The 23087-nt window shown below is 64.0% G+C and carries 16 protein-coding genes and 1 tRNA gene; 6 read left to right on the top strand and 11 right to left on the bottom strand.

Annotated features, from left to right (window positions below):
* Positions 1 to 23: 23 nt before the first annotated feature.
* The 6 genes from IEV58_RS11405 to IEV58_RS11380 form a co-directional block, all read right to left on the bottom strand.
* Positions 24 to 99: transfer RNA gene (locus IEV58_RS11405), tRNA-Glu, on the bottom strand.
* 38 nt (positions 100 to 137) lie between these two features.
* Positions 138 to 1952 carry a single-stranded-DNA-specific exonuclease RecJ gene (gene recJ, locus IEV58_RS11400; RefSeq protein WP_229729371.1) on the bottom strand — a complete coding sequence of 605 codons (1815 nt, stop codon included), beginning with the start codon at positions 1950 to 1952 and terminating at the stop codon, positions 138 to 140.
* Between the two features lie 97 nt (positions 1953 to 2049).
* Positions 2050 to 3048, bottom strand: coding sequence for a class II fructose-bisphosphatase (glpX, locus tag IEV58_RS11395; RefSeq protein WP_188409850.1), 999 nt, complete (start codon positions 3046 to 3048; stop codon positions 2050 to 2052).
* A gap of 34 nt (positions 3049 to 3082) precedes the next feature.
* The gene (locus IEV58_RS11390) at positions 3083 to 4396 is read right to left on the bottom strand and encodes a homoserine dehydrogenase (protein ID WP_188409849.1); all 1314 of its coding nucleotides are present in this window, start codon (positions 4394 to 4396) and stop codon (positions 3083 to 3085) included.
* Between the two features lie 186 nt (positions 4397 to 4582).
* Positions 4583 to 5800 (bottom strand): LL-diaminopimelate aminotransferase, encoded by a 1218-nt coding sequence (locus IEV58_RS11385; RefSeq protein ID WP_188409848.1) that lies wholly within the window; start codon positions 5798 to 5800, stop codon positions 4583 to 4585.
* Between the two features lie 103 nt (positions 5801 to 5903).
* Positions 5904 to 6140, bottom strand: a complete 237-nt coding sequence (locus tag IEV58_RS11380) for a hypothetical protein (protein WP_188409847.1) — start codon at positions 6138 to 6140, stop codon at positions 5904 to 5906.
* A gap of 88 nt (positions 6141 to 6228) precedes the next feature.
* On the opposite strand from IEV58_RS11380, the gene phaC reads away from it, so the two are divergent.
* On the top strand, positions 6229 to 8031 hold the full coding sequence (gene phaC, locus IEV58_RS11375) for a class I poly(R)-hydroxyalkanoic acid synthase (RefSeq protein ID WP_308791180.1): 1803 nt from the start codon (positions 6229 to 6231) through the stop codon (positions 8029 to 8031).
* Between the two features lie 7 nt (positions 8032 to 8038).
* On the opposite strand, the gene argC is transcribed toward phaC, so the two are convergent.
* The 3 genes from argC to IEV58_RS11360 all read right to left on the bottom strand — a co-directional run bounded on the left by argC (position 8039) and on the right by IEV58_RS11360 (position 11453).
* The gene (gene argC / locus IEV58_RS11370; protein ID WP_188409846.1) at positions 8039 to 9079 is read right to left on the bottom strand and encodes an N-acetyl-gamma-glutamyl-phosphate reductase; all 1041 of its coding nucleotides are present in this window, start codon (positions 9077 to 9079) and stop codon (positions 8039 to 8041) included.
* A 61-nt stretch (positions 9080 to 9140) separates the two neighbouring features.
* Positions 9141 to 10130 carry an acrylyl-CoA reductase (NADPH) gene (acuI, locus tag IEV58_RS11365; RefSeq protein ID WP_188409845.1) on the bottom strand — a complete coding sequence of 330 codons (990 nt, stop codon included), beginning with the start codon at positions 10128 to 10130 and terminating at the stop codon, positions 9141 to 9143.
* 75 nt (positions 10131 to 10205) lie between these two features.
* On the bottom strand, positions 10206 to 11453 hold the full coding sequence (locus IEV58_RS11360) for an MFS transporter (protein ID WP_229729370.1): 1248 nt from the start codon (positions 11451 to 11453) through the stop codon (positions 10206 to 10208).
* A gap of 252 nt (positions 11454 to 11705) precedes the next feature.
* Here IEV58_RS11360 and nadA point away from each other — a divergent pair, with 252 nt between their 5' ends.
* From nadA to nadC, 3 genes are all read left to right on the top strand, one after another.
* Entirely contained in the window at positions 11706 to 12752 is a 1047-nt protein-coding gene (nadA, locus tag IEV58_RS11355) for a quinolinate synthase NadA (RefSeq protein ID WP_371873623.1), read from the top strand.
* A 132-nt stretch (positions 12753 to 12884) separates the two neighbouring features.
* Positions 12885 to 14474, top strand: coding sequence for an L-aspartate oxidase (locus IEV58_RS11350; RefSeq protein WP_188409844.1), 1590 nt, complete (start codon positions 12885 to 12887; stop codon positions 14472 to 14474).
* 2 nt (positions 14475 to 14476) lie between these two features.
* On the top strand, positions 14477 to 15331 hold the full coding sequence (gene nadC / locus IEV58_RS11345; RefSeq protein ID WP_188409843.1) for a carboxylating nicotinate-nucleotide diphosphorylase: 855 nt from the start codon (positions 14477 to 14479) through the stop codon (positions 15329 to 15331).
* Between the two features lie 80 nt (positions 15332 to 15411).
* Here nadC and mfd read toward each other — a convergent pair whose 3' ends face one another.
* The gene (mfd, locus tag IEV58_RS11340; protein ID WP_188409842.1) at positions 15412 to 18915 is read right to left on the bottom strand and encodes a transcription-repair coupling factor; all 3504 of its coding nucleotides are present in this window, start codon (positions 18913 to 18915) and stop codon (positions 15412 to 15414) included.
* Entirely contained in the window at positions 18912 to 19211 is a 300-nt protein-coding gene (locus IEV58_RS11335; protein WP_188409841.1) for an FAD assembly factor SdhE, read from the bottom strand. The genes mfd and IEV58_RS11335 overlap by 4 nt, the downstream gene beginning before the upstream one ends.
* Before the next feature lie 175 nt (positions 19212 to 19386).
* Between IEV58_RS11335 and recG the strand changes: the two genes are divergently transcribed.
* Both recG and IEV58_RS11325 read left to right on the top strand, forming a co-directional pair.
* On the top strand, positions 19387 to 21480 hold the full coding sequence (recG, locus tag IEV58_RS11330) for an ATP-dependent DNA helicase RecG (RefSeq protein WP_188409840.1): 2094 nt from the start codon (positions 19387 to 19389) through the stop codon (positions 21478 to 21480).
* 104 nt (positions 21481 to 21584) lie between these two features.
* Positions 21585 to 23084, top strand: coding sequence for a CoA-acylating methylmalonate-semialdehyde dehydrogenase (locus IEV58_RS11325; protein ID WP_188409839.1), 1500 nt, complete (start codon positions 21585 to 21587; stop codon positions 23082 to 23084).
* Positions 23085 to 23087 lie beyond the last annotated feature (3 nt).

Raw genomic sequence — 23087 nt, 5'->3', positions numbered from 1 at the left:
CGGCTGAACACTTGTGAAAAGGCTGGCGCGCCCAAGGGGACTCGAACCCCTGTTTTCGCCGTGAAAGGGCGACGTCCTAGACCGCTAGACGATGGGCGCTCAGCGGGGGTGAGGGATACAGAGGAAGGTTTGTGCCGTCAACCGGCAACAGCAAGGTCGCACACGCGAATTTCGATCCGCGACCCTCCGCCCCAGGTGTCTTCCGCAATGCGGCCGGCTAGGTGCACCATGCGGCCCTGGGCGTCCACGAGAGCCCGGCCCAGGGGCCGGTCGGCGCACCGAAAAGCGATCCCGCTCACAGTCGCGCCGTCGCCCGAGCGGATCCGGATGCGGATGTGACCGGTTCCGACGACGCTTGCACTGACGAGCGTGTGATTGGGAAAGGCGAAGGTGGGCTCGCTGTTACCGGTGCCATAGGGGCCACCACGCTGCAGGGCGCGCGTGAGATCCGCGGTCGCACCGCCGGCGCTAAGGGCGCCGTCGAAGGTCAGGGCATCGGCCGCTTGGGAAGCCGTGACATCGGATGCGAGTCGCTCGCTTAGGTAGGATTGAAATCGCGGGATGTCGGCGGCGGCCAGGGTGACGCCCGCGGCCATGGCATGTCCACCTCCCTTGATGGCGATTCCCTCGTCGACCGCTTCCCGAACCGCACCGCCGAGATCAACACCTGGAATGGAGCGGCCTGAACCGGTGGCAAGGCCATCCTCGCCAATGGCGAAGGCGAAGGCCGGCCGGCAGAATTTTTCTTTCAGGCGGGCCGAGACAAGTCCGACCACCCCCGGATGCCAACCTTGGCCCGATGTGACGATGACCGTGTCCTCCGTCTCCTCCGGCACCTGGGCATCCGCTTCGGCAAGCGTTGCGGCTTCGACGGCTCGCCGTTCCTCGTTCAGGCGGTCAAGTTCGGCGGCAATGGCCATGGCTTCGACCGGATCAGCGGACAGCAACAGACGTGCTCCGAGCGCCGCGTTGCCAATACGGCCGCCGGCATTGATCCGTGGTCCGAGCAGGAACCCGAGATGATAGGGCGATGGTGCCGCATCCATCCGTGCGACATCCATCAGCGCCCGGGTGCCTGGCCGCAGGCGCGCGGCCATGGCCTTGAGACCGGTCGCCACCAGGGCACGATTGACCCCGACGAGCGGCACGACATCGGCGACGGTGCCAAGAGCCGCGAGATCAGTGAAGGCGAGAAGATCGGGTTGCGGCCGTTCGGTGGTCCAATAGCCGGAGTGCCGCAAGGTGCGAGCGGTGGCGACGATCGCCAAAAAGACAACGCCGCAGGCCGCCAGATGCCCCTGCCCCGACACATCGTCGAGCCGGTTTGGGTTGACCAGCGCGGTCGCGGCCGGCAGGTCCTCCGGTGCTTGATGGTGGTCGAGCACGACGACGTCGAGGCCAAGCTTTCGCGCTTCCGCCAGCGCCTCGTGGCTGGTGGTGCCGCAGTCAACCGTCACAAGCAGCTTGGCGCCCCGCGCCGCAAGGTCCCGGATCGCGGGAACATTGGGTCCGTAGCCCTCGAAGATGCGGTCGGGTATGTGAATGTCGAAGATGGTGCCGCAGGCGCGCAGGAACTGACCGAGGATGGCCGCCGAGGTTGCGCCGTCGACATCATAATCGCCGAAAATCGCAACCCTCTCTTCACGCCTGATGGCCGCTGCCAATCGTTCGGCCGCTTGGTCCATATCGGTCAGCGTCGAAGGATCGGGCATCAATGCTCTAAGTGTGGGATCGAGATGGCGCGCCACCTCCTCCATCTGCACGCCTCGCCCGGCAATCACACGAGCCAACAGGTCGGGAATGCCGTGAGCCTGAGCCATGGCCAGGGCAAGCGCCTGTCCGCGTCCATCAAGACGCTCGCGCCATCGCCGGCCCGTTGCCGAACGGTGGACGCCCAGGAAAGCGGTGTCTCCCGGCTCCAGTGCCAAAGCTGTCGCGATTCGCATGAGCATAATGTGCGCCGCCGTGCTCGCGCACGGAATCAAAAAATGAAAAAGCCCACGCTCATCTTACGACGAGCGCGGGCCTGGGATTTCGTATTATCCGGTGTCAGCCGAGGTGGAACTTGGACAATTCGCGATGTTCAGCATGGATCTTGCGCACCGTGCCCGTGGCGGAGCGATAGACGACGGTCTCGGTTTCGATCACGCCGTCGCGGCGGAATTTGACGCCGCTCAGCAGGCCGCCATCCGTGACACCGGTTGCCGCCACGATGACGTCGCCCGAGGCCAGCTCGCGCAGGTCATACTTCTTCTGGGGATCCGTAACGCCCATCTTGCGGGCACGGGCAATCTTCTCATCGGTGTCGAGCACAAGGCGCGTCTGCATCTGGCCACCGACGCAGCGGAGCGCGGCAGCCGCAAGTACGCCTTCCGGAGCGGCACCGATGCCGAGATACATGTCGATGCCGGTCTGCTCCGGGGTGGTGGTGAAGATCACGCCCGCGACGTCACCGTCGCTGATGAGGCGGATGCCGGCGCCGATCTTGCGGACGGCTGCAATCATCTCGGCATGGCGCGGCCGATCCAGCATCAGCACGTTGATCTCGCTCGGCTTCACGCCTTTGGCCTTGGCAAGAGCGGTGATGTTCTCTTCCGGTGACGCGTCGAGATCGATCACGCCCTTGGGATAGCCTGGCCCGATGGCGATCTTGTGCATGTAGCAATCAGGCGCCGCGAGCAGCGTGCCCCCTTCCGCCATAGCCATCACTGTGATGGCGCCTGGCATGTCCTTGGCGCAGAGCGTTGTGCCCTCCAGCGGATCGACCGCGATATCGACCTTCGGTCCCTTCTTATTGCCGACCTGTTCGCCGATGAAGAGCATCGGCGCTTCATCGCGTTCGCCCTCGCCGATCACGACGGTGCCATCGATCTGGAGCTTGTTGAGCTCGCGGCGCATGGCGTCCACGGCGGCCTGGTCGGCGGCCTTCTCGTCGCCATGGCCACGCAGGCGGGCGGATGCAACGGCGGCACGCTCGGTGACGCGCACCAGCTCAAGCGTCAGGATGCGCTCGATAAACTGGCTCGGCTGAACGGTAATTTCGGTCATCAATATCTCCCCGTAAGCTCGCGAAGCCCGCGTCCTACTGCTCTTTCTCGATACGAATCATTTGTGGCTCGCCAATGACATGGCCGTCGGCGACAACAGCATCCAGCACCTGCCGCACGGCGGTTTCGGTGGTGGCATGCGTGATAAGGACGACAGGCACCGTCCCTTCAGGGCTTTCAAAGCCATAGGTGGTGCCGCCGCGTTGAAGGATGCTTTCGAGCGAAATCATCTTTTCGGCCATTCGCGTGGCAATCGCCGCCGCGGCGCCCGGACGATCCTGGACCATGAGGCGGATGTAATAGCCTCCGGCGTGAAGGGTCATGGGTGCACGCGAGGCGGGAACGAGATGCTCTGTGGCGATGCCAAAAGGCGGACGCGAGACGCCGCGGGCGACATCGACGATATCGGCCAATACGGCGGATGCGGTGGCATTGCCCCCTGCTCCCGGACCGACCAATGTGATCTCACCCACCATATCGCCATCCAGCGCCACCGCGTTGGTCACGCCTTTGACCCGGGCGATGGCAGAGGATTTGGGCACCATGGTCGGATGGACGCGCTGCTCGATACCGGACTGCGTGCGTGTCGCGACGCCGAGGAGTTTGATGCGATAGCCGAGCTCATCGGCCATGGCGAGGTCGAGCAGCGTCAGCGAACCGATGCCTTCCACATAGACCGCCTCGGCGTCAATTTCGGTTCCAAAAGCAAGGCTTGTGAGAATGGCGAGCTTATGCGCGGTGTCGAAGCCGCCGATGTCGAACGTCGGATCCGCCTCGGCATAGCCGAGCCGCTGCGCATCGGCCAGGCACTCCTCGAACGACAGTTTTTCCTTCTCCATCCGGGTCAGGATGTAATTACAGGTGCCGTTCATGATGCCGTAGACGCGGCTCAGCCGGTTGCCCGACATCGCCTCGCGCAGCACCTTGACGATGGGAATGCCGCCGGCCGCGGAGGCTTCGAACGCAAGCGCGACCCCCTTCTTTTCCGCCAGGGCCGACAGCGCCGCCCCGTGTTTGGCCAGAAGCGCCTTGTTGGCCGTCACGACGGATTTGCCCGTCTGAAGCGCAGCTTCCACCGCGGCTCGCGCCGCGCCCTCGTCGCCTCCGATTAATTCGATAAAGATATCGATATCAGTTGAAGATGCGAGGGCGACGGGATCCTCGAACCAGGCGATACCGGCAAGATCGAAACCGCGGTCGCGGCTGCGGTCACGCGCGGCAACGCCGGCCAGGACGAGGTCGCGACCGGCGCGCAAGGTGAAGTCGGCACGGGTGGTGATCAATCGCGCGGCAACCGCCGCGCCGACGGTGCCCAGACCGGCGATGCCAATGCGAAGCGGCTCAGTCATGGCGGTCATGATGTGAGGACGGGAAACAGAATGGGCGCCGGACCGGCGCGCTCATGGCAAGGTCATGGCAGGGCCGCGTCGGGCCAGCCGTATAGTCGTTCATCTTATGGACCTCGGACCCGATCGGGTCGTGGCAAGTCGTGGGATGCCCGGGCGCCGAGGCCCGGGCATGATTATGCCGCGAGGTCAGCGCGTGGCAGCGATAGGAACAACGTTGTGCAATGTTTGATCGGCGCTTTCAAGGAAACGGCGCACATTCCGCGCCGCCTGGCGGATGCGGTGCTCGTTTTCCACCAGCGCGATGCGAACGAATTGGTCGCCATGCTCACCGAAGCCGACGCCGGGCGAGACGGCGACATCCGCCTTCTCGATCAGGAGCTTTGAAAACTCCACCGAACCGAGGCTCGCAAACTTCTCCGGGATCGGTGACCAGGCGAACATGGATGCCTTGGGGGCGGGTATATCCCACCCTGCCCGGCCGAAACTTTCGACCAGCGCATCTCGCCGCTTGCGATAGATCTCCCGTGCCTCGGTGATGCAATCGTCCGGTCCGTTGAGGGCTGCCGCGGCCGCCACCTGGATCGGCGTGAAGGCGCCGTAATCGAGATAGGACTTGATGCGCGACAGGGCGGCGATCAACCGTGTGTTGCCGACCGCAAAACCGACACGCCAGCCGGGCATGGAGTAGGTTTTGGACAGCGAGGTGAATTCGACCGTCACGTCCATGGCGCCCGGAACCTGGAGCACCGACGGCGGCGGATTGCCGTCGAAGTAAATCTCCGAATAGGCAAGGTCCGACAGCACGATGAGGTCGTGCTTCTTCGCGAAGCGCACGACATCGGCATAAAACTCAAGGTCGGCCACCTCGGCGGTGGGATTCGACGGATAGCAGAGGACTACCGCGATCGGCCTGGGGATCGAGTGCGTCACGCCGCGCTCCAGCGCGTGGAAGAACTCCGGCCCCGGTGTTCCCGGCACATTGCGGATCACGCCGCCGGCCATCAGGAAGCCGAAGGCGTGGATGGGGTAGCTGGGGTTGGGCACCAGCACCACATCGCCCGGCGCCGTGATGGCCTGCGCCATGTTGGCGAAGCCTTCCTTGGAGCCAAGCGTTGCCACGACCTGGGTGTCCGGGTCGAGCTTGACGCCGAAGCGGCGCTCGTAATAGGCGGCCTGCGCGCGGCGAAGGCCTGGAATGCCCTTGGAAGCGGAATAGCGGTTGGTGCGCGGGCGCCGTGCGTTCTCGATCAGCTTTTCAGTGATGTGTTCAGGCGTCGGCAGATCCGGATTGCCCATGCCGAGGTCGACGATATCGGCCCCGGCTCGACGGGCGGCGGCCTTAACCCGGTTCACCTGTTCGAACACATAAGGGGGAAGTCGTCTGATGGAATGAAACTCGGTCATGGGGGTGTCCTCGGGCACCTTGGCTAGGGCACGCGCGGGGATCGCGCGGCCATTCTTCTTACACCCTATCTGCGGAAATTCTAAGGCTTCCTGATCGGCGCGCCTATCTCCGGGGCGGCGGCGCCGGTGAGACCGCCTGTCGGGCAAGATCGTCTTCCACGCGCAGCCGCTCCTGCCGCGTCAGCGGATTATGCCGGCGGTGGTAGGGAGGCGCTGCCAGGCTTGGGGTTCGGGCCTCTTCCGCGATGGCCGGCGGCGGCGGCACTTCGACCTTGGGACCTACGCACGCTGCAAGCGTCACGGCGCCAATCGGCAACAGAAAATATTTCAGATGCGGCATGTCCTGCCTCCCCTGGTAGCCCGGCGGGCACATATATAGCAAAGTGGAATCATGTGGCGGAGAAAACCGCCGCCGAGGAGACGACAGGGTGGCGACAGACGAGTCCGGCGGCAAGGTGCCGCCAGAACCGGATTACGACGTTTTCGCGAAGAACATGGCACGGCTTGTCGAGGAAGGCGGCAAGGCGATGGCGGCCTATGTGCGGCCGCGCGAGACCGGTGAAAACAATAACTCCCTTTCCGATGGCGTGGCCGATGTGGTCAAGACCCTGGGCCAGGTCGCCGAAACCTGGCTGTCGGACCCGCACAAGACACTGGATGCGCAGCGCTCCCTTGTCAGCGGTTACTTCGATTTGTGGTCGTCGACGCTGCGCAAGATGAATGGCGAAGAGGTCGCGCCTGTTGTCGAGCCCGAATCCAGGGATGCCCGGTTCCAGGACCCTGATTGGTCGACCAATCCCTTCTTCGATTTTCTGAAGCAGGCCTATCTGCACACGACCCGCTGGGCCGAAACCATGGTCAATGAGGCGGAAGGCATCGATGAACGGACGCGGGCCAAGGCCCATTTCTATGTCCGCCAGATCGGCAGCGCCGTGGCACCTTCGAACTTCGTGCTGACCAATCCGGAGCTCATCAAGGAAACCATGGCCCAGAAGGGCGAAAATCTCGTGCGCGGCATGCAGATGCTGGCCGAGGACATCGCCGCCGGCCGTGGCGAGCTCAAGATCCGGCAGACCGACCGCGCCTCCTTCGAGGTGGGTGTCAATCTGGCGACGACACCAGGACAGGTCATATTTCAGAACGATCTGATCCAGCTCATCCAATATGAACCGACGACGCCCCAGGTGCGACGCCGCCCGCTCCTGATCGTCCCGCCGTGGATCAACAAATTCTATGTGCTTGACCTGACGCCGGAGAAGAGCTTCATCCGTTGGGCCGTCAACAGCGGCCTGACCGTCTTCGTGATCTCCTGGGTCAATCCGGATGCACGGCACGCCCTCAAGGGCTTCGACAGCTATATGCAGGAAGGCGTGCTGGCGGCGCTCGACGTGGTGTTGAAGACGACGCGCCTCAAGCAGGCCGATCTGGTGGGTTATTGCGTCGGCGGCACCCTCCTTGCCGCGACGCTCGCCTATATGGCGGCGACCGGAGACAAGCGCGCCGCAAGCGCGACCTTCCTGACCACCCAGGTCGACTTCACCCATTCCGGCGATCTTCAGTGCTTCGTCGACGAGAACCAGCTGAAGTCCCTGGAGCGCAAGATCAACGAGGCGGGCTTCCTTGAGGGCAGCCATATGTCGTCGGCCTTCAACATGCTGCGGCCCAACGACCTCATCTGGTCCTATGTCGTCAGCAACTATCTCAAGGGCCGGCAGCCACGACCCTTCGACCTCCTGCACTGGAACTCCGATTCAACCCGGATGGCCGCCGCCAATCACCTGTTCTATCTGAAGAACTGCTATGATCAGAACATGCTGGCGCGCGGGCTGATGGAAATCGCCGGCGTCCAGCTCGACATCGGCAAGGTGACGGTGCCGGTCTACGAGCTGGCCACCCGCGAGGACCATATCGCCCCTGCGAAATCAGCGTTCCTGGGCGCGACGCTGTTTGGTGGCCCGGTCCGTTTCGTTCTCTCCGGCTCAGGCCATATCGCCGGTGTCATAAACCCGCCGGAGCGCAATAAATATCAGTATTGGACCGGGCCCGCGCCCAAGGGCAGCTATGATGCATGGCTGAACAAGGCGAAGGAGCATCCCGGCTCCTGGTGGCCGGACTGGCGCAAATGGCTGGCCGATCTCGACGAGGCACAAGGGGCGCCGCCGAAGATCGGCGGCGGCCGTTACAAAAGCCTGGAGCCGGCGCCCGGAAGCTATGTGAAGGTTCCGGCCTGAGCCTTGATCAGGGGAAGAGCGCGATCTGGTCGATGCCTGTCGTCTCGGGCCAGCCCATCATCACGTTGAGATTCTGGATCGCCTGCCCGGAAGCTCCCTTCACCAGATTGTCGAGCGCGGAGATAACGATGGCCCTGCCCTCGCGACGATCGGCGGCGACGCCGATCTGAACGTGGTTCGAGCCACGGATATGCCGCGTGTGCGGCGTCTGCCCGAAGGGAAGCACCGTAATGAAATGCTCGCCGGCATAGGTCTTGCTCAGGACATCATGCAGTTTCCGGGCGTCGCCGCGCACGTGGATCGTGCCCAGGATGCCGCGATTCATGGGGACCAGCAGCGGCGTGAAGCTCGCCTCCACCTTGTGGCCCGCCGCCTTGGAATACTCCTGGTCGAATTCCGAGGTGTGCCGATGGTTGCCGACGCCATAGGCATTGATGCCCTCCGAGACCTCTGAGAACAGCATCGCCTCCTTGGCGGCGCGTCCGGCCCCCGACATCCCGGTGGCGGAGACGATGGCGATCTCGTCGGCATCGATGGTGCCGGCCTTCAGCAGAGGGACGATGGGCAGGATCGAGGTCGTGGTATGGCAGCCCGGGTTGGCGACGAGCCGCGCACCCTTGATCTTGTCACGGTAGAGCTCGACGAGGCCGAACACCGCCTCCTGCTGCAGGTCGAGCGCCTGATGGGCGTGCCCATACCACTTTTCGTAAGCGGCGGGATCCTCAAGCCGGAAGTCAGCGGAGAGATCAACGATCTTCAGCGACGGCTTTTTCGCAAGCAGATCCTTGAGGACGATCTGGGTCGTCGCATGAGGCAGGGCGCAGAAGATGGCATCGATGCCGCCGAGGTCGAGCTCGTCGATCTTCACCAGTGTTGGAAGATTGATCCCGGAAAATTGCGCGAAGACCTCAGCCATGCCCTTCCCGGCCCTGGAATCGGCCGTCAGCGCCGTCAATTCGACGCGCGGATGACGCAGCAAAAGGCGCACGAGTTCGGATCCGGTGTATCCGGAAGCACCTAGGACCGCGACCTTCAGCTTGTCAGTCATGACTGAACCTTCTCCACGAGGATGTTTGAGTGCGACGACGTAAGGATGAGAGCAAGATTATTCAACGGCTCATGTCGACGACGACGCGGCCGCGCACCTTGCCTTCGGTGATGGCGGTGGCCGTCTCGACGATGTCATTGAAGCCGATCGTGCTCGTGAGCGATGCAAGCTTTGCCCGATCGAGGTCACGTGCGAGGCGGGCCCAGGCCATCTCGCGCAAAGGCAGCGGCGCATAAGCCGAATCGATGCCGATCAGAGCCACGCCGCGCAGGATGAATGGCGCAACGGAGGTCGGCAGATCCATTCCCCCGGCATTGCCGCAGGCGGCTACGCATCCACCCCGCTGCATCATGGAAATGACATTGGCAAGCGTGACCGAGCCCGCTGCGTCGATGGCGCCGGCCCAGAGCTCCTTGCCGAGCGGGCGTGGTTCGCCCGCCAGTTCCGCGCGATCAATGATTTCGGCCGCACCAAGTCCCGTGAGATAGTCCGCTTCCGACGTGCGGCCTGTCACGGCGACGACATGGTAGTTCAATTTCGACAGGAGCGAGATCGCGATGCTGCCGACCCCGCCCGCCGCGCCGGTCACCACAACGGGGCCCCGATCGGGCGTTATGTCGTGCCGTTCGAGCGCAAGAAGGCAGAGCATGGCCGTATAGCCGGCGGTGCCGATGGCCATGGCCTCCGCCGTGGTCATTCCCTCCGGCAGGCGCACCAGCCAATCGCCCTTGACCCGTGAGCGATCGGCATAGGCGCCGAGATGCGTCTCACCCGTGCCCCAGCCGTTGAGGATCACCTTGTCGCCGGCCTTGAATTTCGGGTGGGTGGAATTTTCCACGGTTCCGGCGAAGTCGATGCCGGGGATCATGGGCCAGTGCCGCACGACGGGGAGCTTGCCGGTGATGGCGAGCCCATCCTTGTAGTTGATGGTGGAATATTCCACCCGCACCGTCACGTCGCCATCCATCAGGTCGGATTCGGCAAAATCCACCACATTCACCGATTGGCCGGCATCCGATTTGGAGACCTGAAGGGCCCGAAAGCTGCTCATGACCGTTCCTTTCATCACCTATGTCGGTTTTTGGCGCGGCAGCGGCCAAAGGCAACCGAAAAGGCTCGGGGCGTTTCAGGCCGCGCTGCCGGCCAGACGCGCCACCGGCTGTTCCTTGATCGGCAGATTGATCAGCGCCGAGGCATAACCCAGTGCCGCCGCAAACCACCAGACGAGGTCATAGGAGCCCGTTGTCTCATAGAGGACGCCGCCAAGCCAGACCCCGAAGAAGGCGCCGACCTGATGGCTGAAGAAGGCGAAGCCGTAAAGCATGGTCATATAGCCGGTGCCGAACATCAGCGCGACGAGGCCCGACGTTGGTGGCACCGTGGAGAGCCAGAGAATGCCGATAAGGACGCCAAAGGCGATAGAGGTCGCCGGCGTCGTCGGCAGCAAGATGAAGGCGGTGATGAGGAGCCCTCGGGCGAAGTAGTTCCAGACAAGCAGAAGGCGCTTTGACCTGCGGCCGGACAGCCAGCCGGCCGAGAGAGAGCCGACGATGTTCGCCAGTCCGATCATGGCGATGGTCCAGGCGCCAATGCTCGCGGAAATGCCCTTGTCAGCGAGATAGGGCGGCAGGTGGGTGGTTATAAAGGCAAGCTGAAATCCGCAGGTGAAGAAGCCCAGCACCAGCAGCACATAGGAGCGTTCGGCGAAAGCCTCCCTCAGCGCCTGCTTGATCGACTGCGACGGTGGCACATAGGTCACCGCGGAGCCATCGGCCGAGGCTGTCCGCCGCGTCGCCAGCGCCACCGAGAGCGGTACGATGAGCAGCATCAGCGATGCGAAGATCAGAAGCGCACCCTGCCAGCCGAAGCTGTTGATCAGGGAGATCCCGAGCGGCGCGAAGAGAAACTGCCCGAACGAGCCGGCGGCGGTGCCCGCTCCAAGCGCGACGGGCCTCCATGAGGTAGGAAGAAGCTTCCCGAAGGCACCGAGCACCAGGTTGAAGGATGACCCCGACAGACCGAGGCCGATGAGCACGCCCGCTGTAAGATCCATCGTCAGGGGCGTGGAGGAACTCGCCATGAGCGCGAGGCCCACCGCATAAAGAAGGCCGCCGGCCATCAGGACGCGCATGGGACCGAATCGATCCGCCACGGCTCCCGCGAAGGGTTGCCCTATTCCCCAGACAAGGTTCTGCAGGGCGATGGCGAGACCGAAGACATCGCGTCCCCATCCGTTGGTGCCGGAGATAGGCGTCATGAACAGGCCCATGGCAGAGCGCGGGCCGAAGGAAATCATGGCGATCAGGCAGCCGCAGAACAGGATGACGGCGGGTGTTCGCCACCCGGCGGATGGAGATGTTGGAGCGTGCATCATGCGGCCTCGCGGGATGGATCGATCCATCATAAAGCACCAGCGGAAATCACCGACAATGAAAGATGATCATCAATTCATCACGAAAGGCGATATTGCGAAATAATGACAATCGGCACTGGTAATGCTCAGCAAAAAGGCTTATGTGCCTGAGGAACCGGCACGCACCGTCGCCGGTTTTTTTTGAAGAGAGATATGCTCTAGTTGAGCATAATTAAGGAGGGTTCGATGACCCCCGCTCTTGCCACTCTGGAAATGCCTCGCACGGCGCCCAGCGCCGCGGAACGGTTTGGCATCCTGCCGATGCCTGATCTGGCCTTCACGCCCGAGGTTGCGGCCGAAACGGCGCATCTCTACGAGAAGGTCAAATCGGTGGTGCCCTCGGTCGAATGGCCCTTCTTCGCCCCTTACGTGAAGGCGATCAACGACCTGAAGAAGGTGCGCAACGCCGTGATCCTGGCGCATAATTATCAGACGCCGGAAATCTACAACTGCGTGGCCGATGTCGTCGGCGACAGCTTTCAGCTGGCGCGCGAGGCGGCCAGGGTCGACGCCGATGTGATCATCCAGGGCGGCGTCCACTTCATGGCCGAGACGTCCAAGATCCTCAGCCCCGAGAAGACGGTGCTGATCCCGGACGCGCGCGCCGGCTGCTCGCTGGCCTCGTCCATCACGGGCGAGGACATCCGCCTCCTTAGGTCGAAATATCCCGGCGTGCCGGTGGTGGTCTACGTCAACACCTCGGCCGAGGTGAAGGCAGAGGCCGACATCTGCTGCACCTCGTCCAACGCGGTGGAGGTGGTGGAGAGTCTCGGCACGGATCGTGTCCTGTTCCTCCCCGATCAGTATCTGGCCGATTGGGTTGCGACCCAGACCAAGGTCAAGATCATCAAGTGGCATGGCGCCTGCGAAGTGCATGAGCGCTTCACCGGCGAAGAGCTGCGCCGCTATCGGGCGGATGACCCTTCGGTGGTCATCATTGCCCATCCGGAATGCCCGCAGGACGTCATCAAGGAGGCCGACTTCTCCGGCTCGACGGCGAAGATGGCGGATTTCGTGAAAACCAAGCGTCCGAAGCGGGTCGTCATGGTGACCGAATGCTCCATGGCGGACAACATCATGGCCGAGGCGCCGGACGTGGAGTTCGTACGGCCGTGCAACCTCTGCCCGCACATGAAGCGCATCACGCTGCCGAAGATTCTCGACAGCCTCGTCTATATGACCGACGAGGTGGTGGTGGATCCCATCGTGGCCGCCAAGGCTCGACGCTCGGTCGAGCGCATGGTGAACCTGAAGATCTGAAGTCCCTCCCCCGTGTCATGGCTGGGCCGGTGTGCCCAGCCATCCGCAAGCGCCATCGGGCGGTTCCCCTGCCCTTGCACCGGCGGATACCCGGCCCAGCGCCGGGCATGACGAAGCCTTGAAGGCGCGTCCATGCCCAATTCTTCCGACGACGGCATTTCCCTGCAGCCAGAGAGCTGGGCCGGCCTCGACGAGATCGTTATCGTCGGTGGTGGCCTTGCGGGGCTCTTCTGCGCCCTGAAACTCGCTCCCCGGCCGGTCACCATCGTCACCACCGCGCCCATCGGTGAAGGAGCCTCCTCCGCTTGGGCTCAGGGAGGCATCGCCGCCGCCATCGGCGAAGGCGACACACCCGAAGCACATGCCAGCGACACCATCGCCGCCGGCGCCGGCCTGGTCGATCACGCCATCGCCCATCTCATTGCCAACGAGGCCTCGCGACGCATCGAGGATCTCCTGAGTTATGGCGTGCCGTTTGATCGCGACATCGAGGGCAAATTGGCTCTCTCGCGCGAGGCTGCCCACAACGCGCGGCGCATCGTGCGGGTCAAGGGAGACGGTGCCGGCCGCGCCATCATGCAGGCGCTGGTCGCCACCGTGCGGCGGACGCCCTCCATTCGGGTGCTGGAGCACGTGACGCTGGAGGAACTGACGACCGAGGGCCGCTATGTCACCGGCCTGATCGCACACGGCCCGCGGGGACGCGTCGCCATCCCGGCACGCGCCGTGGTGCTGGCCACAGGCGGCATCGGGCAGCTCTTTTCGGTGACGACCAATCCGCCGGAAGCCTTCGGAGCGGGGCTCGCCGCTGCCGCTCGCGCCGGTGCGGCCATTATGGATGCGGAGTTCGTCCAGTTTCACCCCACGGCCATCGATGTGGGGCGGGATCCCGCTCCTCTCGCTAGCGAAGCATTGCGCGGCGACGGCGCCGTTTTGATCAACAGCGCCGGCGAGCGCTTCATGAAGGCCTTGCATCCCGATGCCGAACTTGCCCCCCGCGACATTGTCGCGCGCGGCGTGTTCGCGGAGGTCGTGTCCGGCCGGGGCGCCTTCCTTGACTGCCGTGAGGCCATCGGACAGCATTTCGTCGAGCACTTCCCAACGATCACCGCGGCATGCCGCTCAGCTGGAATCGACCCTGTAACGCAGGCCATACCTATCGCCACGGCGGCGCATTATCACATGGGTGGCGTGCTGACTGACGCGGATGGCCGGACCTCGCTCGATGGCCTCTGGGCCTGCGGCGAAGTGGCCTGCACCGGCGCGCATGGCGCCAATCGCCTGGCCTCGAACTCGCTTCTGGAAGCCATCGTCTTTGCCGCTCGTGTGGCCGAGAACATCGAGAGCCTTCTGCCAGCTTCAGCGCCGGCGGTCTGGTCCCGGTCCGAGAACGGTGCCTCGGCAGCCGCGGCCACCGGCTCATCGGATGAAGTCGCCGACCTGCGCCAGGTGATGAGCAACCACGCCGGCGTGATACGTACCGGTGACGGCCTTGCCCATGCCGCGAAATATTTCGCCGGCCGGGCGCGTGAGGCGCGAGGCGCCGACATCCGCAACCGGGCCACGGCCGGGCTGCTCGTCACCGCATCCGCTCTGCGCCGGAAGGAAAGCCGCGGCGGGCACTATCGCTCCGACTATCCCGAGGCCGATCCCGCCCTTGCCACGCGCCAGCCCATCTTCCTCGATGAGGCTTTCGCGATCGCCGATGCCGTGAAGGAGTGACCATGATCCCGCCCCTCAATCCGCTTCTCGTCAGGCGCGCTGTCGAGGAGGCGCTGCTGGAGGATCTCGGCCGCGCCGGCGATGTCACCACCAGCGCCACGATCCCCGGGGATGCTCGCGCCACTGCCGTCATGGCAGCGCGCGGCCCCGGCGTGATTGCGGGTGTCGATCTTGCCGTCGCCGCCTTTCGCGCGCTCGATCCCGAACTCTCCGTCACCGTTCACCTCAATGACGGGGCTGCGATCACGCGTGGCGATCATGTCCTGACGGTGGCAGGAAACGCCAGAGCCATCCTGACGGCAGAACGCGTGGCGCTGAACTTCACCGGCCGGCTCTGCGGCATCGCCAGCCTCACGGCTCTTTACGCAGCCAAGGTCGTCGGGACGCAGGCGCATATCTGCTGCACCCGCAAGACAACGCCCGGGCTGCGGGTTTTTGAAAAATACGCGGTGCGCTGCGGCGGTGGCATGAACCATCGGTTCGGGCTCGATGATGCCGTGCTCATCAAGGACAACCACATCGCCGTGGCTGGCGGCGTGGCTGCAGCGCTTCGGGGCGCCAAGGCAAGCGTCGGGCACCTCGTCAAAATCGAGATCGAGGTCGACACGCTCGATCAGCTGGACCAAGTGCTTCAGGAGGGCGCGGACGCGGTTCTCCTCGACAACATGACGCCCGACGTCCTGGCTGAAGCCGTCCGCCGCATCGACGGACGTATGGTGGCTGAGGCCTCCGGCGGCGTGAACCTCGACACCGTCGCTGCCATCGCAGGCTCCGGTGTCGACATGATTTCTGTGGGAGCGCTGACCCACTCGGCACCCTGCCTCGACCTGGGGCTTGATATTGCCATAGGAAAATAATGATAGGCTAAAATGCCTAGGTTGAAAAACCTAGGCATTTTGTCTCGTCTTCTGCTGTCGGTGCAGTAAGGCGGCGTGTCTCACGCCGCCTTCTTCGTCTCCGCGATCTTCACGAGATCCCGCAGCAGACTGCGGGTGCCCTGCAACCGATCGACAGGGCGGTCCCAGTCACGCTTCAGCACGATCTTCATGTCGGGGCGGATCTTCGCGTTGGCCCCTTCGCGGCCAATGTAGCCGACAAGACCTTCCGGGTTGGCGAAGGAATTGTCTCGCAGGGTCAGCACCACGCCCTTAGGGCCCGCATCGACCTTCTCCACATTGGCGCGACGGCACAGGCCCTTGATCGCCATGACCTTGAGAAGATGGTCGACCTCCTCCGGCCGTGGACCGAAGCGGTCGGCGAGCTCGGCGGCAAAGCCGTTGATCTCGTCTTCCGTCTCCAGCGACGCGAGGCGGCGGTAGAGGCCAAGCCGGAGCTGAAGATCCTCGACATAGGTCTCCGGAATCAGCACCGGCGTGCCGATGGTGATCTGAGGCGACCATTGGTCCGCGGTGGCCCCATCGATGCCATCACGTAGGGAGGCGACAGCCTCTTCCAGCATCTGCTGGTAGAGCTCATAGCCCACCTCGCGGATGTGGCCCGACTGCTCGTCGCCAAGGAGGTTGCCGGCCCCGCGGATGTCCAGATCATGGGATGCCAGTTGGAAGCCGGCTCCCAATGTATCGAGAGACTGCAGCACCTTTAGCCGGCGCTCCGCCGTCGGTGTCAGCGCCTTTCCTTCCGGCGTCGTGAACAGCGCATAGGCGCGCGCCTTGGACCGGCCGACACGCCCCCGCAACTGATAGAGCGCGGCGAGACCGAACATATCTGCACGGTAGACGATCAACGTGTTGGCGTTCGGGATATCGAGGCCGGACTCCACGATCGAGGTCGACAGCAACACGTCGAACTTGCCATCATAGAAGTCCGACATGACGTCCTCCAGCTCGCCCGCCGCCATCTGACCATGGCCGACCGCGACCTTGACCTCAGGAACCTGCGTTTCGAGGAAGTGACGCACCTCCGCGATGTCATCGATGCGAGGGCAAACGAAGAAGCTTTGCCCGCCGCGATAGCGTTCACGCAGCAGCGCCTCGCGAACGGTCAGCGGGTCGAAGGGGCTGATGAAGGTGCGCACCGTGAGGCGATCCACCGGCGGTGTCGTGATGAGGGAAAGCTCCCGCACGCCCGTCAGCGCGAGCTGCAGCGTGCGCGGTATAGGTGTTGCCGTCAGCGTCAGCACATGGACCTCGGCCCTGAGCTGCTTCAGCCGCTCCTTGTGAGACACGCCGAAGTGCTGCTCCTCATCGACAATGACAAGGCCAAGGTCCTTGAAGTTGATGGTTTTGCCAAGAAGCGCATGGGTGCCGACGACGATCTCGACGCTGCCGTCAGCGAGCCCTTCCTTGGTCTTCTTAAGTTCCGCTGCGGGGACGAACCGGGATGCCTGGGCCACCGTCACCGGAAGACCGCGGAAACGCTCCACGAAGGTCTTGTGATGCTGACGAGCCAGTAGCGTCGTCGGGACAACGACTGCCACCTGCTTGCCGTTCATGACCGTGGCGAAGGCCGCGCGCAGAGCCACCTCCGTCTTGCCGAAGCCGACATCGCCACACACCAGCCGGTCCATCGGGCGGCCGGATGAGAGATCGTCCAGAACAGCATCGATGGCGGTCTGCTGGTCATCGGTCTCGTCATAAGGAAAGCGTGCGGCAAACACGTCGTAGAGGCCGTCGGGCATGGTCATGCGCGGCGCCTCCTGGGTGGCGCGCTGGGCGGCCACCTTGATGAGTTCGCCCGCCATCTCGCGGATGCGCTGTTTCAGCTTGGCCTTGCGTTGCTGCCATCCGGCGCCGCCGAGCCGGTCCAGCGTGGCCTCGGTATCTTCCGATCCGTAGCGCGAGAGGAGCTCGATGTTCTCCACGGGAAGGAACAGCTTGTCCCCGCCATGGTAGACGAGCTCCAGGCAATCGTGGGGAGCGCCTGCGGCCTCGATGGTTTTCAGGCCGACGAAGCGGGCGATGCCGTGGTCGACATGGACCACGAGATCGCCGGCGGAAAGGCTGGTGACCTCCGTTAGGAAATCCTGCGCCCGCTTTGTCTTGCGGCGGCCACGCACCAGGCGGTCGCCAAGGATGTCCTGCTCGCCAATGACGGCCAGATCATCCGTTTCAAATCCCTGCTCGATCCCGAGCACCGCGAAGGCTGGCGTCTTGGCCGGGAGGGCCTGCGCATCGGAAAAGCGGCCGACAGTCTTGCCGCTGGTGAGGCCGTGATCTTCCAGGACGGACGCCAGGCGCTCGCGTGAGCCTTCGCTCCAGCTGGCGATGATGATCCGCTTGCCTTGTTTCCTGAGGTCTTCGATATGGCCGACCGCCGCGTCAAAGACATTGGCGGCAGGGTCGCCGCGCTCGGGGGCAAAGTCCCGCCCGCGCCGACCCTGAAAGTCCACGGAGTTCCCCTCAGCCGCCGCCTCGAACGGCGACAGCTTCACGACGCCACGCGTGTCCAGGCGGCTCCGCCATTCGTCCGGCGTCATATAGAGCTTCTCGGCGGGCAGCGGCCGATAGGCCCCCTCACCTCGCGTCAAGGCTTCATGGCGCGCGTCGTAATAGTCGGCGATCTGCGTCAGCCGCTCGCCGATGGCGTCGTCGACCAGCGGGTCCAGCGACACCACGGCTGTCGGCGCATGATCGAACAGCGTCTCCAGGTCGCGGTAGAACAGCGGCAGCCAGTGCTCGAGTCCGGGATGACGGCGTCCCTCGCTTACCGCCTCATAAAGATGATCGTCGCGCGTCGGTGCGCCGAAGAGCGAGACGTAGTTCTGCCGGAAACGCCGGATGGTTTCGGTGGTGAGCTGCACCTCGCTGGTCGGCACGAGATCGAGCGCGCGCATCTGGCCGATCGACCGCTGCGATTCCGGATCGAAGGTCCGGATGGATTCCAGCGTGTCGCCGAAGAAATCAAGCCGCACCGGCTCAGCGAGGCCTGGCGGGAAAAGGTCGACGATGCCGCCGCGAACGGCATATTCGCCGGTATCGCGTACGGTGCCGGCACGAAGATAACCGTTGTCCTCAAGCCAGGCTGTCAAATCCTTCGTGTCGATAGCGTTGCCCGGCGCCATGGAAAGGCTCTGCGCTGCCATGAAGCCGCGTGTTGCAACCCGCTGGACAGCCGCGTTTGCGGTCGTCAGCACAACGCGCGGCATGTCGCCCTGCTTGGTGCGCGCCAGACGCGCCAGCGTCGTCATCCGCCGTGCGGTGACGGCAGCGTTTGGTGACGACCGGTCGTATGGCAGGCAGTCCCATGCGGGAAACGGAAGCACCTCGATATCAGGCGCGAAAAACCCCAAGGCCCGTTCGATGGCGGCGAGCCGCTCACCGTCCCGCGCCACATGGAGCACCGCCGCCGGCGCGTCCCGGTTCTGCCGCGCCTGACCGCGGGCGAGGTCGGCGATGACGAGCGCGTCAAGACCTTCCGGCACGCGTGACAGCGACCGGTGCCCGCCGTCCAGCAGGTCGGTGATGAGATCAAGTGTCTTCATGCCTTGGCGTCCGGCTTGAAGCCCGCATAGAAGGCGCGCAACCGCCGGAAAACAGGCGTGTCATGATCGGCCGGAACAGCTGTCTTGCCAAGGATCCATTCGTAGAGGTCATGGTCCTGCGCATCGATCATGCGTTCCATGTCGGCTACGTCCTCGTCGGTGAGATTGTCCAGCTCCGCATCGACGAAGCGGCCCATGACGAGATCCATCTCACGAGTGCCGCGGTGCCAGGCGCGATAGAGTATCCGTCGCCGCGCCGGATCAAGCCCTTCGCTGGATCGTGAGGTGCCGGTCATAGTCTCATCCTTCAATTTCAATGCCGCGGTAGATAATAGGCTTGCCCCTGTCGCGCCAGAGTTCTGGCGCCCGGTGCAGAAAAATGCGCAGGGAAGATAAAACGTCAGGCCATGGATTGGTTCACCAGTGAGTGGTCGATTGCAGCACGTCACGCGCCGCTGTAGGACGTTTTCCATGCGCCCACATGCTCTGACGCCCTATTTCGCCTCACTCTCCGGCCTCACCGGCGTCGGTCCCAAGGTCCTTAAGAATTTCACGCGTCTGCTCGATCGGCCCGAGCCCCGCGTTCGTGACCTTCTGTTCCACCTGCCGACCGGGAGCATCGACCGCCGCATCCGCCCGACGCTGGCCGAGGCGCAGCCGGATACGGTGGTGACGGTCGAGATCGAAGTGGAGGAGCACCGCGCCCCGCCACGCGGGCGGCGTGGGCCATACCGTGTCACCGGCTCAGACGGCACCGGCTGGATCACCCTCGTGTTCTTCCACGGCAACGAGGCCTATCTTCAGCGGGAATTGCCGCCGGGCGCGCGGCGCTGGGTGTCGGGCAAGCTGGAGATGTATGACGGGATGCTCCAGATGGTGCATCCCGATCGCATCCTCGATGAAGCAGGGCTTGCCAAGCTGCCGCTGTGCGAACCCACCTATCCCCTGGTCGAAGGCCTGACCAGCGCCGGCGTTGGTCGGACGATACGGCAGGCTCTGGATGGAGTGCATCCTCTGCCGGAGTGGCTCGATACGGCCTTTCTGAAGCAACGACGCTGGCCCGACTTTATTTCCGCTCTGAAGACCCTGCACCTGCCGGAAGCGCCAGAAGATATTGGTGAGGAAGCCCCGGCACGGTTGCGGCTTGCCTATGACGAGCTTCTCGCAAGCCAGCTGGCGCTCGCGCTTGTCCGGGCACGCTTTCGCGCACAGCCTGGCATCTCACGGACGGGGACGGGCGTGCTGGTGGAAGCAATCAGTCAGGCCCTGCCCTATGCCCTGACCGGTGCCCAGGAGCGAGCCCTTGCCGACATTCATCAGGATTTGGCGGCGCCGAAGAAGATGCTCCGCCTCCTCCAGGGTGATGTGGGTTCCGGCAAGACGGTGGTTGCCCTCATGGCCATGGCCTATGTGGCGGAATCCGGCGGCCAGTCCGCCATGATGGCGCCCACCGAAATACTTGCCCGCCAGCACCTGGAGACCATCGCGCCGATCGCCGAGAAAGTGGGCCTCCGCATCCGTCTTCTGACAGGGCGGGAGAAGGGCCGCGAGCGTGCCGAGATCCTGCAGGCAGTGGCGGCGGGAGAGGTTGATATCCTTGTCGGCACTCACGCGCTGTTTCAGGAACATGTCGTCTTCAGCCGGCTGGGCCTTGCCGTGGTCGACGAACAGCACCGCTTCGGTGTTCACCAGCGCCTTGCGCTGGCGGCCAAAGGCGATGCGGTCGACGTGCTCGTCATGACCGCCACACCGATCCCGCGCACGCTGGTGCTGACCTACTTCGGCGACATGGATGTCTCCGCCCTGGATGAGAAGCCGGCCGGCCGAAAGCCCATCGATACGCGCCTCATCGCTCTGGAACGCCTGGATGAAGTGGTTGGCGCTGTGGGTCGGGCTGTCGCCAACGGCGCCCGGGTCTACTGGGTGTGCCCGCTGGTCAGTGAATCCGAAACCCTCGATGTGGCGGCGGCGGAGGATCGTTTCGCTCATCTTGCGGAAGCTTTCCCGGGACGAGTGGCTCTGGTTCACGGGCAGATGAAGGGAACCGACAAGGACGCTGCCCTTGCCGGCTTCCAGAGTGGCGAAACGCCCATCCTGATTGCGACGACCGTGATCGAGGTCGGGGTTAATGTGCCTGAGGCGACCGTGATGGTGATCGAACACGCCGAACGCTTCGGCCTTGCGCAACTGCACCAGCTGCGCGGGCGCATCGGTCGTGGCGACCGCGCGTCCACCTGTCTCCTGCTCTACAAGGGCCCGCTGGGTGAAGTGGCGAAATCGCGGCTCGAGATCATGCGTGAGACGGAAGACGGCTTCCGCATCGCCGAGGAGGATCTGAAGCTGCGGGGTGAAGGTGAAGTGCTCGGCACGCGCCAGAGCGGCGCGCCGGTCTGGCGCATGGCCTCCATCGAAAAACACGGCGATCTTCTGGAGGCGGCACGGCGGGACGCCGCGCTTGTCGTGGCCCGGGACCCCGAACTCACCGATGTGCGCGGCGAGGCATTGCGCCATCTGCTTTACCTGTTCGAGCGTGACGAAGCGGTTCGATTGCTGCGCGCGGGGTGACGTCGTTGTCATTCGTGGCAGGATAATCCACGATCCCGGACGAATGGCTTGCGACCGTCCCGGACGAATGGCAGGGCGCGGCAGTCCTCAACTCGGAGTTTTCGATGCCAAGGCTGATCCAGAACTACATCAGCGGCCGGGAGACGGCAGGATCGGACGGGCAAAGAACGCCGGTTTTCAACCCGGCGACCGGTGACGTTTTGGCCGAGGTCGCCCCTACCTCGGCTGCCGGCGTTCGCGCCGCTGTCGATGCGGCGCGGGGGGCAGCACCTCAGTGGGCGAAGACACCGCCCCTCAGCCGGGCGCGGATCCTCAACAGGTTCCTCCGTCTGTTGGAGGAGCGGATCGATGATCTGGCCCAGGTCATCACGGCCGAGCATGGCAAGGTCTTGTCCGATGCAAAAGGCGAGATCCAACGCGGAATGGAGGTGGTGGAGTTCGCGACCGCCGCGCCGCAGCTTCTGAAGGGCGAAGTGACCGAGAATATCGGCCGGCAGATCGACAGCCATTCCCTGCGCCAGCCGCTCGGCGTGGTGGCCGGCATCACGCCGTTCAATTTCCCTGCCATGGTGCCGATGTGGATGTTCCCGGTGGCGCTCGCCTGCGGCAACTGCTTCATCCTGAAACCGTCGGAGCGGGACCCCTCTGCCGCGCTCCTGTTGGCTTCCTGGCTCACGGAGGCGGGCCTTCCCGATGGTGTCTTCAACGTCGTCCATGGCGGCAAGGAAACGGTGGATGCCATCCTTCATGAGCCCGGCATCGACGCCATAAGCTTCGTTGGTTCGACGCCGGTGGCGCGCTACGTCTACGAGACGGCGGCAAGAAACGGAAAGCGCTGTCAGGCGCTCGGCGGTGCCAAGAACCACATGCTCGTCATGCCCGACGCTGACCTGGACCGTGCCGTCGATGCCTTGATCGGAGCCGCCTATGGCTCGGCCGGCGAACGCTGCATGGCAGTCTCGGTGGCCATGCCGGTGGGACAGGAGACTGCCGATCGGCTCGTCGAGAAGCTGGAACCGCGGGTGCGCGCCTTGAAGATCGGCCCCGGAACCGATCCTGAATCCGAGATGGGGCCTCTGGTGACACGGCAGCACCTGGAGAAGGTCCGCTCCTATATCGATGCCGGCGAGGCCGAAGGTGCGCGTCTCCTGGTCGACGGCCGCGGACTCAAGCTGCAGGGCTACGAGAAGGGTTACTTCATCGGCGGCACGCTGTTCGACCATGTGACGCCGGAGATGACGATTTACCGCGAGGAAATCTTCGGACCCGTCCTCGCTGTCGCCCGCGCCGACACCTACGCCCGGGCCGTCGGCCTGATCAACGGCCATGAATTTGGCAACGGCGCCTCGATCTTCACATCGAGCGGTGAGATAGCGCGTGCCTTCGCGCACGACATTCAGACCGGCATGGTGGGCATCAATGTACCCATCCCGGTGCCCATGGCCTTCCATTCCTTCGGCGGCTGGAAATCATCTCTGTTCGGCGATCACCACATGCATGGGCCCGAGGGCGTGCGCTTTTACACCAAGCTGAAAACCGTGACCTCGCGCTGGCCGTCAGATGTCGCCGCCGGAGCGGAATTCATCATGCCGACCATGAAGTAAGGC

The organism is Agaricicola taiwanensis (assembly GCF_014635245.1).
Lineage (GTDB): Bacteria > Pseudomonadota > Alphaproteobacteria > Rhizobiales > Methylopilaceae > Agaricicola > Agaricicola taiwanensis.
The sequence above is the reverse complement of the archived record's forward strand: the minus strand, read 5'-3'. Positions and strand labels throughout refer to the sequence as shown.

Coding starts and splice junctions, on each gene's coding strand:
- recJ (WP_229729371.1), bottom strand. CDS start 1,952: ATGCTCATGCGAATCGCGACAGCTTTGGCACTGGAGCCGGGAGACACC.
- glpX (WP_188409850.1), bottom strand. CDS start 3,048: ATGACCGAAATTACCGTTCAGCCGAGCCAGTTTATCGAGCGCATCCTG.
- IEV58_RS11390 (WP_188409849.1), bottom strand. CDS start 4,396: ATGACTGAGCCGCTTCGCATTGGCATCGCCGGTCTGGGCACCGTCGGC.
- IEV58_RS11385 (WP_188409848.1), bottom strand. CDS start 5,800: ATGACCGAGTTTCATTCCATCAGACGACTTCCCCCTTATGTGTTCGAA.
- IEV58_RS11380 (WP_188409847.1), bottom strand. CDS start 6,140: ATGCCGCATCTGAAATATTTTCTGTTGCCGATTGGCGCCGTGACGCTT.
- argC (WP_188409846.1), bottom strand. CDS start 9,079: ATGACTGACAAGCTGAAGGTCGCGGTCCTAGGTGCTTCCGGATACACC.
- acuI (WP_188409845.1), bottom strand. CDS start 10,130: ATGAGCAGCTTTCGGGCCCTTCAGGTCTCCAAATCGGATGCCGGCCAA.
- IEV58_RS11360 (WP_229729370.1), bottom strand. CDS start 11,453: ATGATGCACGCTCCAACATCTCCATCCGCCGGGTGGCGAACACCCGCC.
- nadA (WP_371873623.1), top strand. CDS start 11,706: ATGCCTCGCACGGCGCCCAGCGCCGCGGAACGGTTTGGCATCCTGCCG.
- IEV58_RS11350 (WP_188409844.1), top strand. CDS start 12,885: ATGCCCAATTCTTCCGACGACGGCATTTCCCTGCAGCCAGAGAGCTGG.
- nadC (WP_188409843.1), top strand. CDS start 14,477: ATGATCCCGCCCCTCAATCCGCTTCTCGTCAGGCGCGCTGTCGAGGAG.
- mfd (WP_188409842.1), bottom strand. CDS start 18,915: ATGAAGACACTTGATCTCATCACCGACCTGCTGGACGGCGGGCACCGG.
- IEV58_RS11335 (WP_188409841.1), bottom strand. CDS start 19,211: ATGACCGGCACCTCACGATCCAGCGAAGGGCTTGATCCGGCGCGGCGA.
- recG (WP_188409840.1), top strand. CDS start 19,387: ATGCGCCCACATGCTCTGACGCCCTATTTCGCCTCACTCTCCGGCCTC.
- IEV58_RS11325 (WP_188409839.1), top strand. CDS start 21,585: ATGCCAAGGCTGATCCAGAACTACATCAGCGGCCGGGAGACGGCAGGA.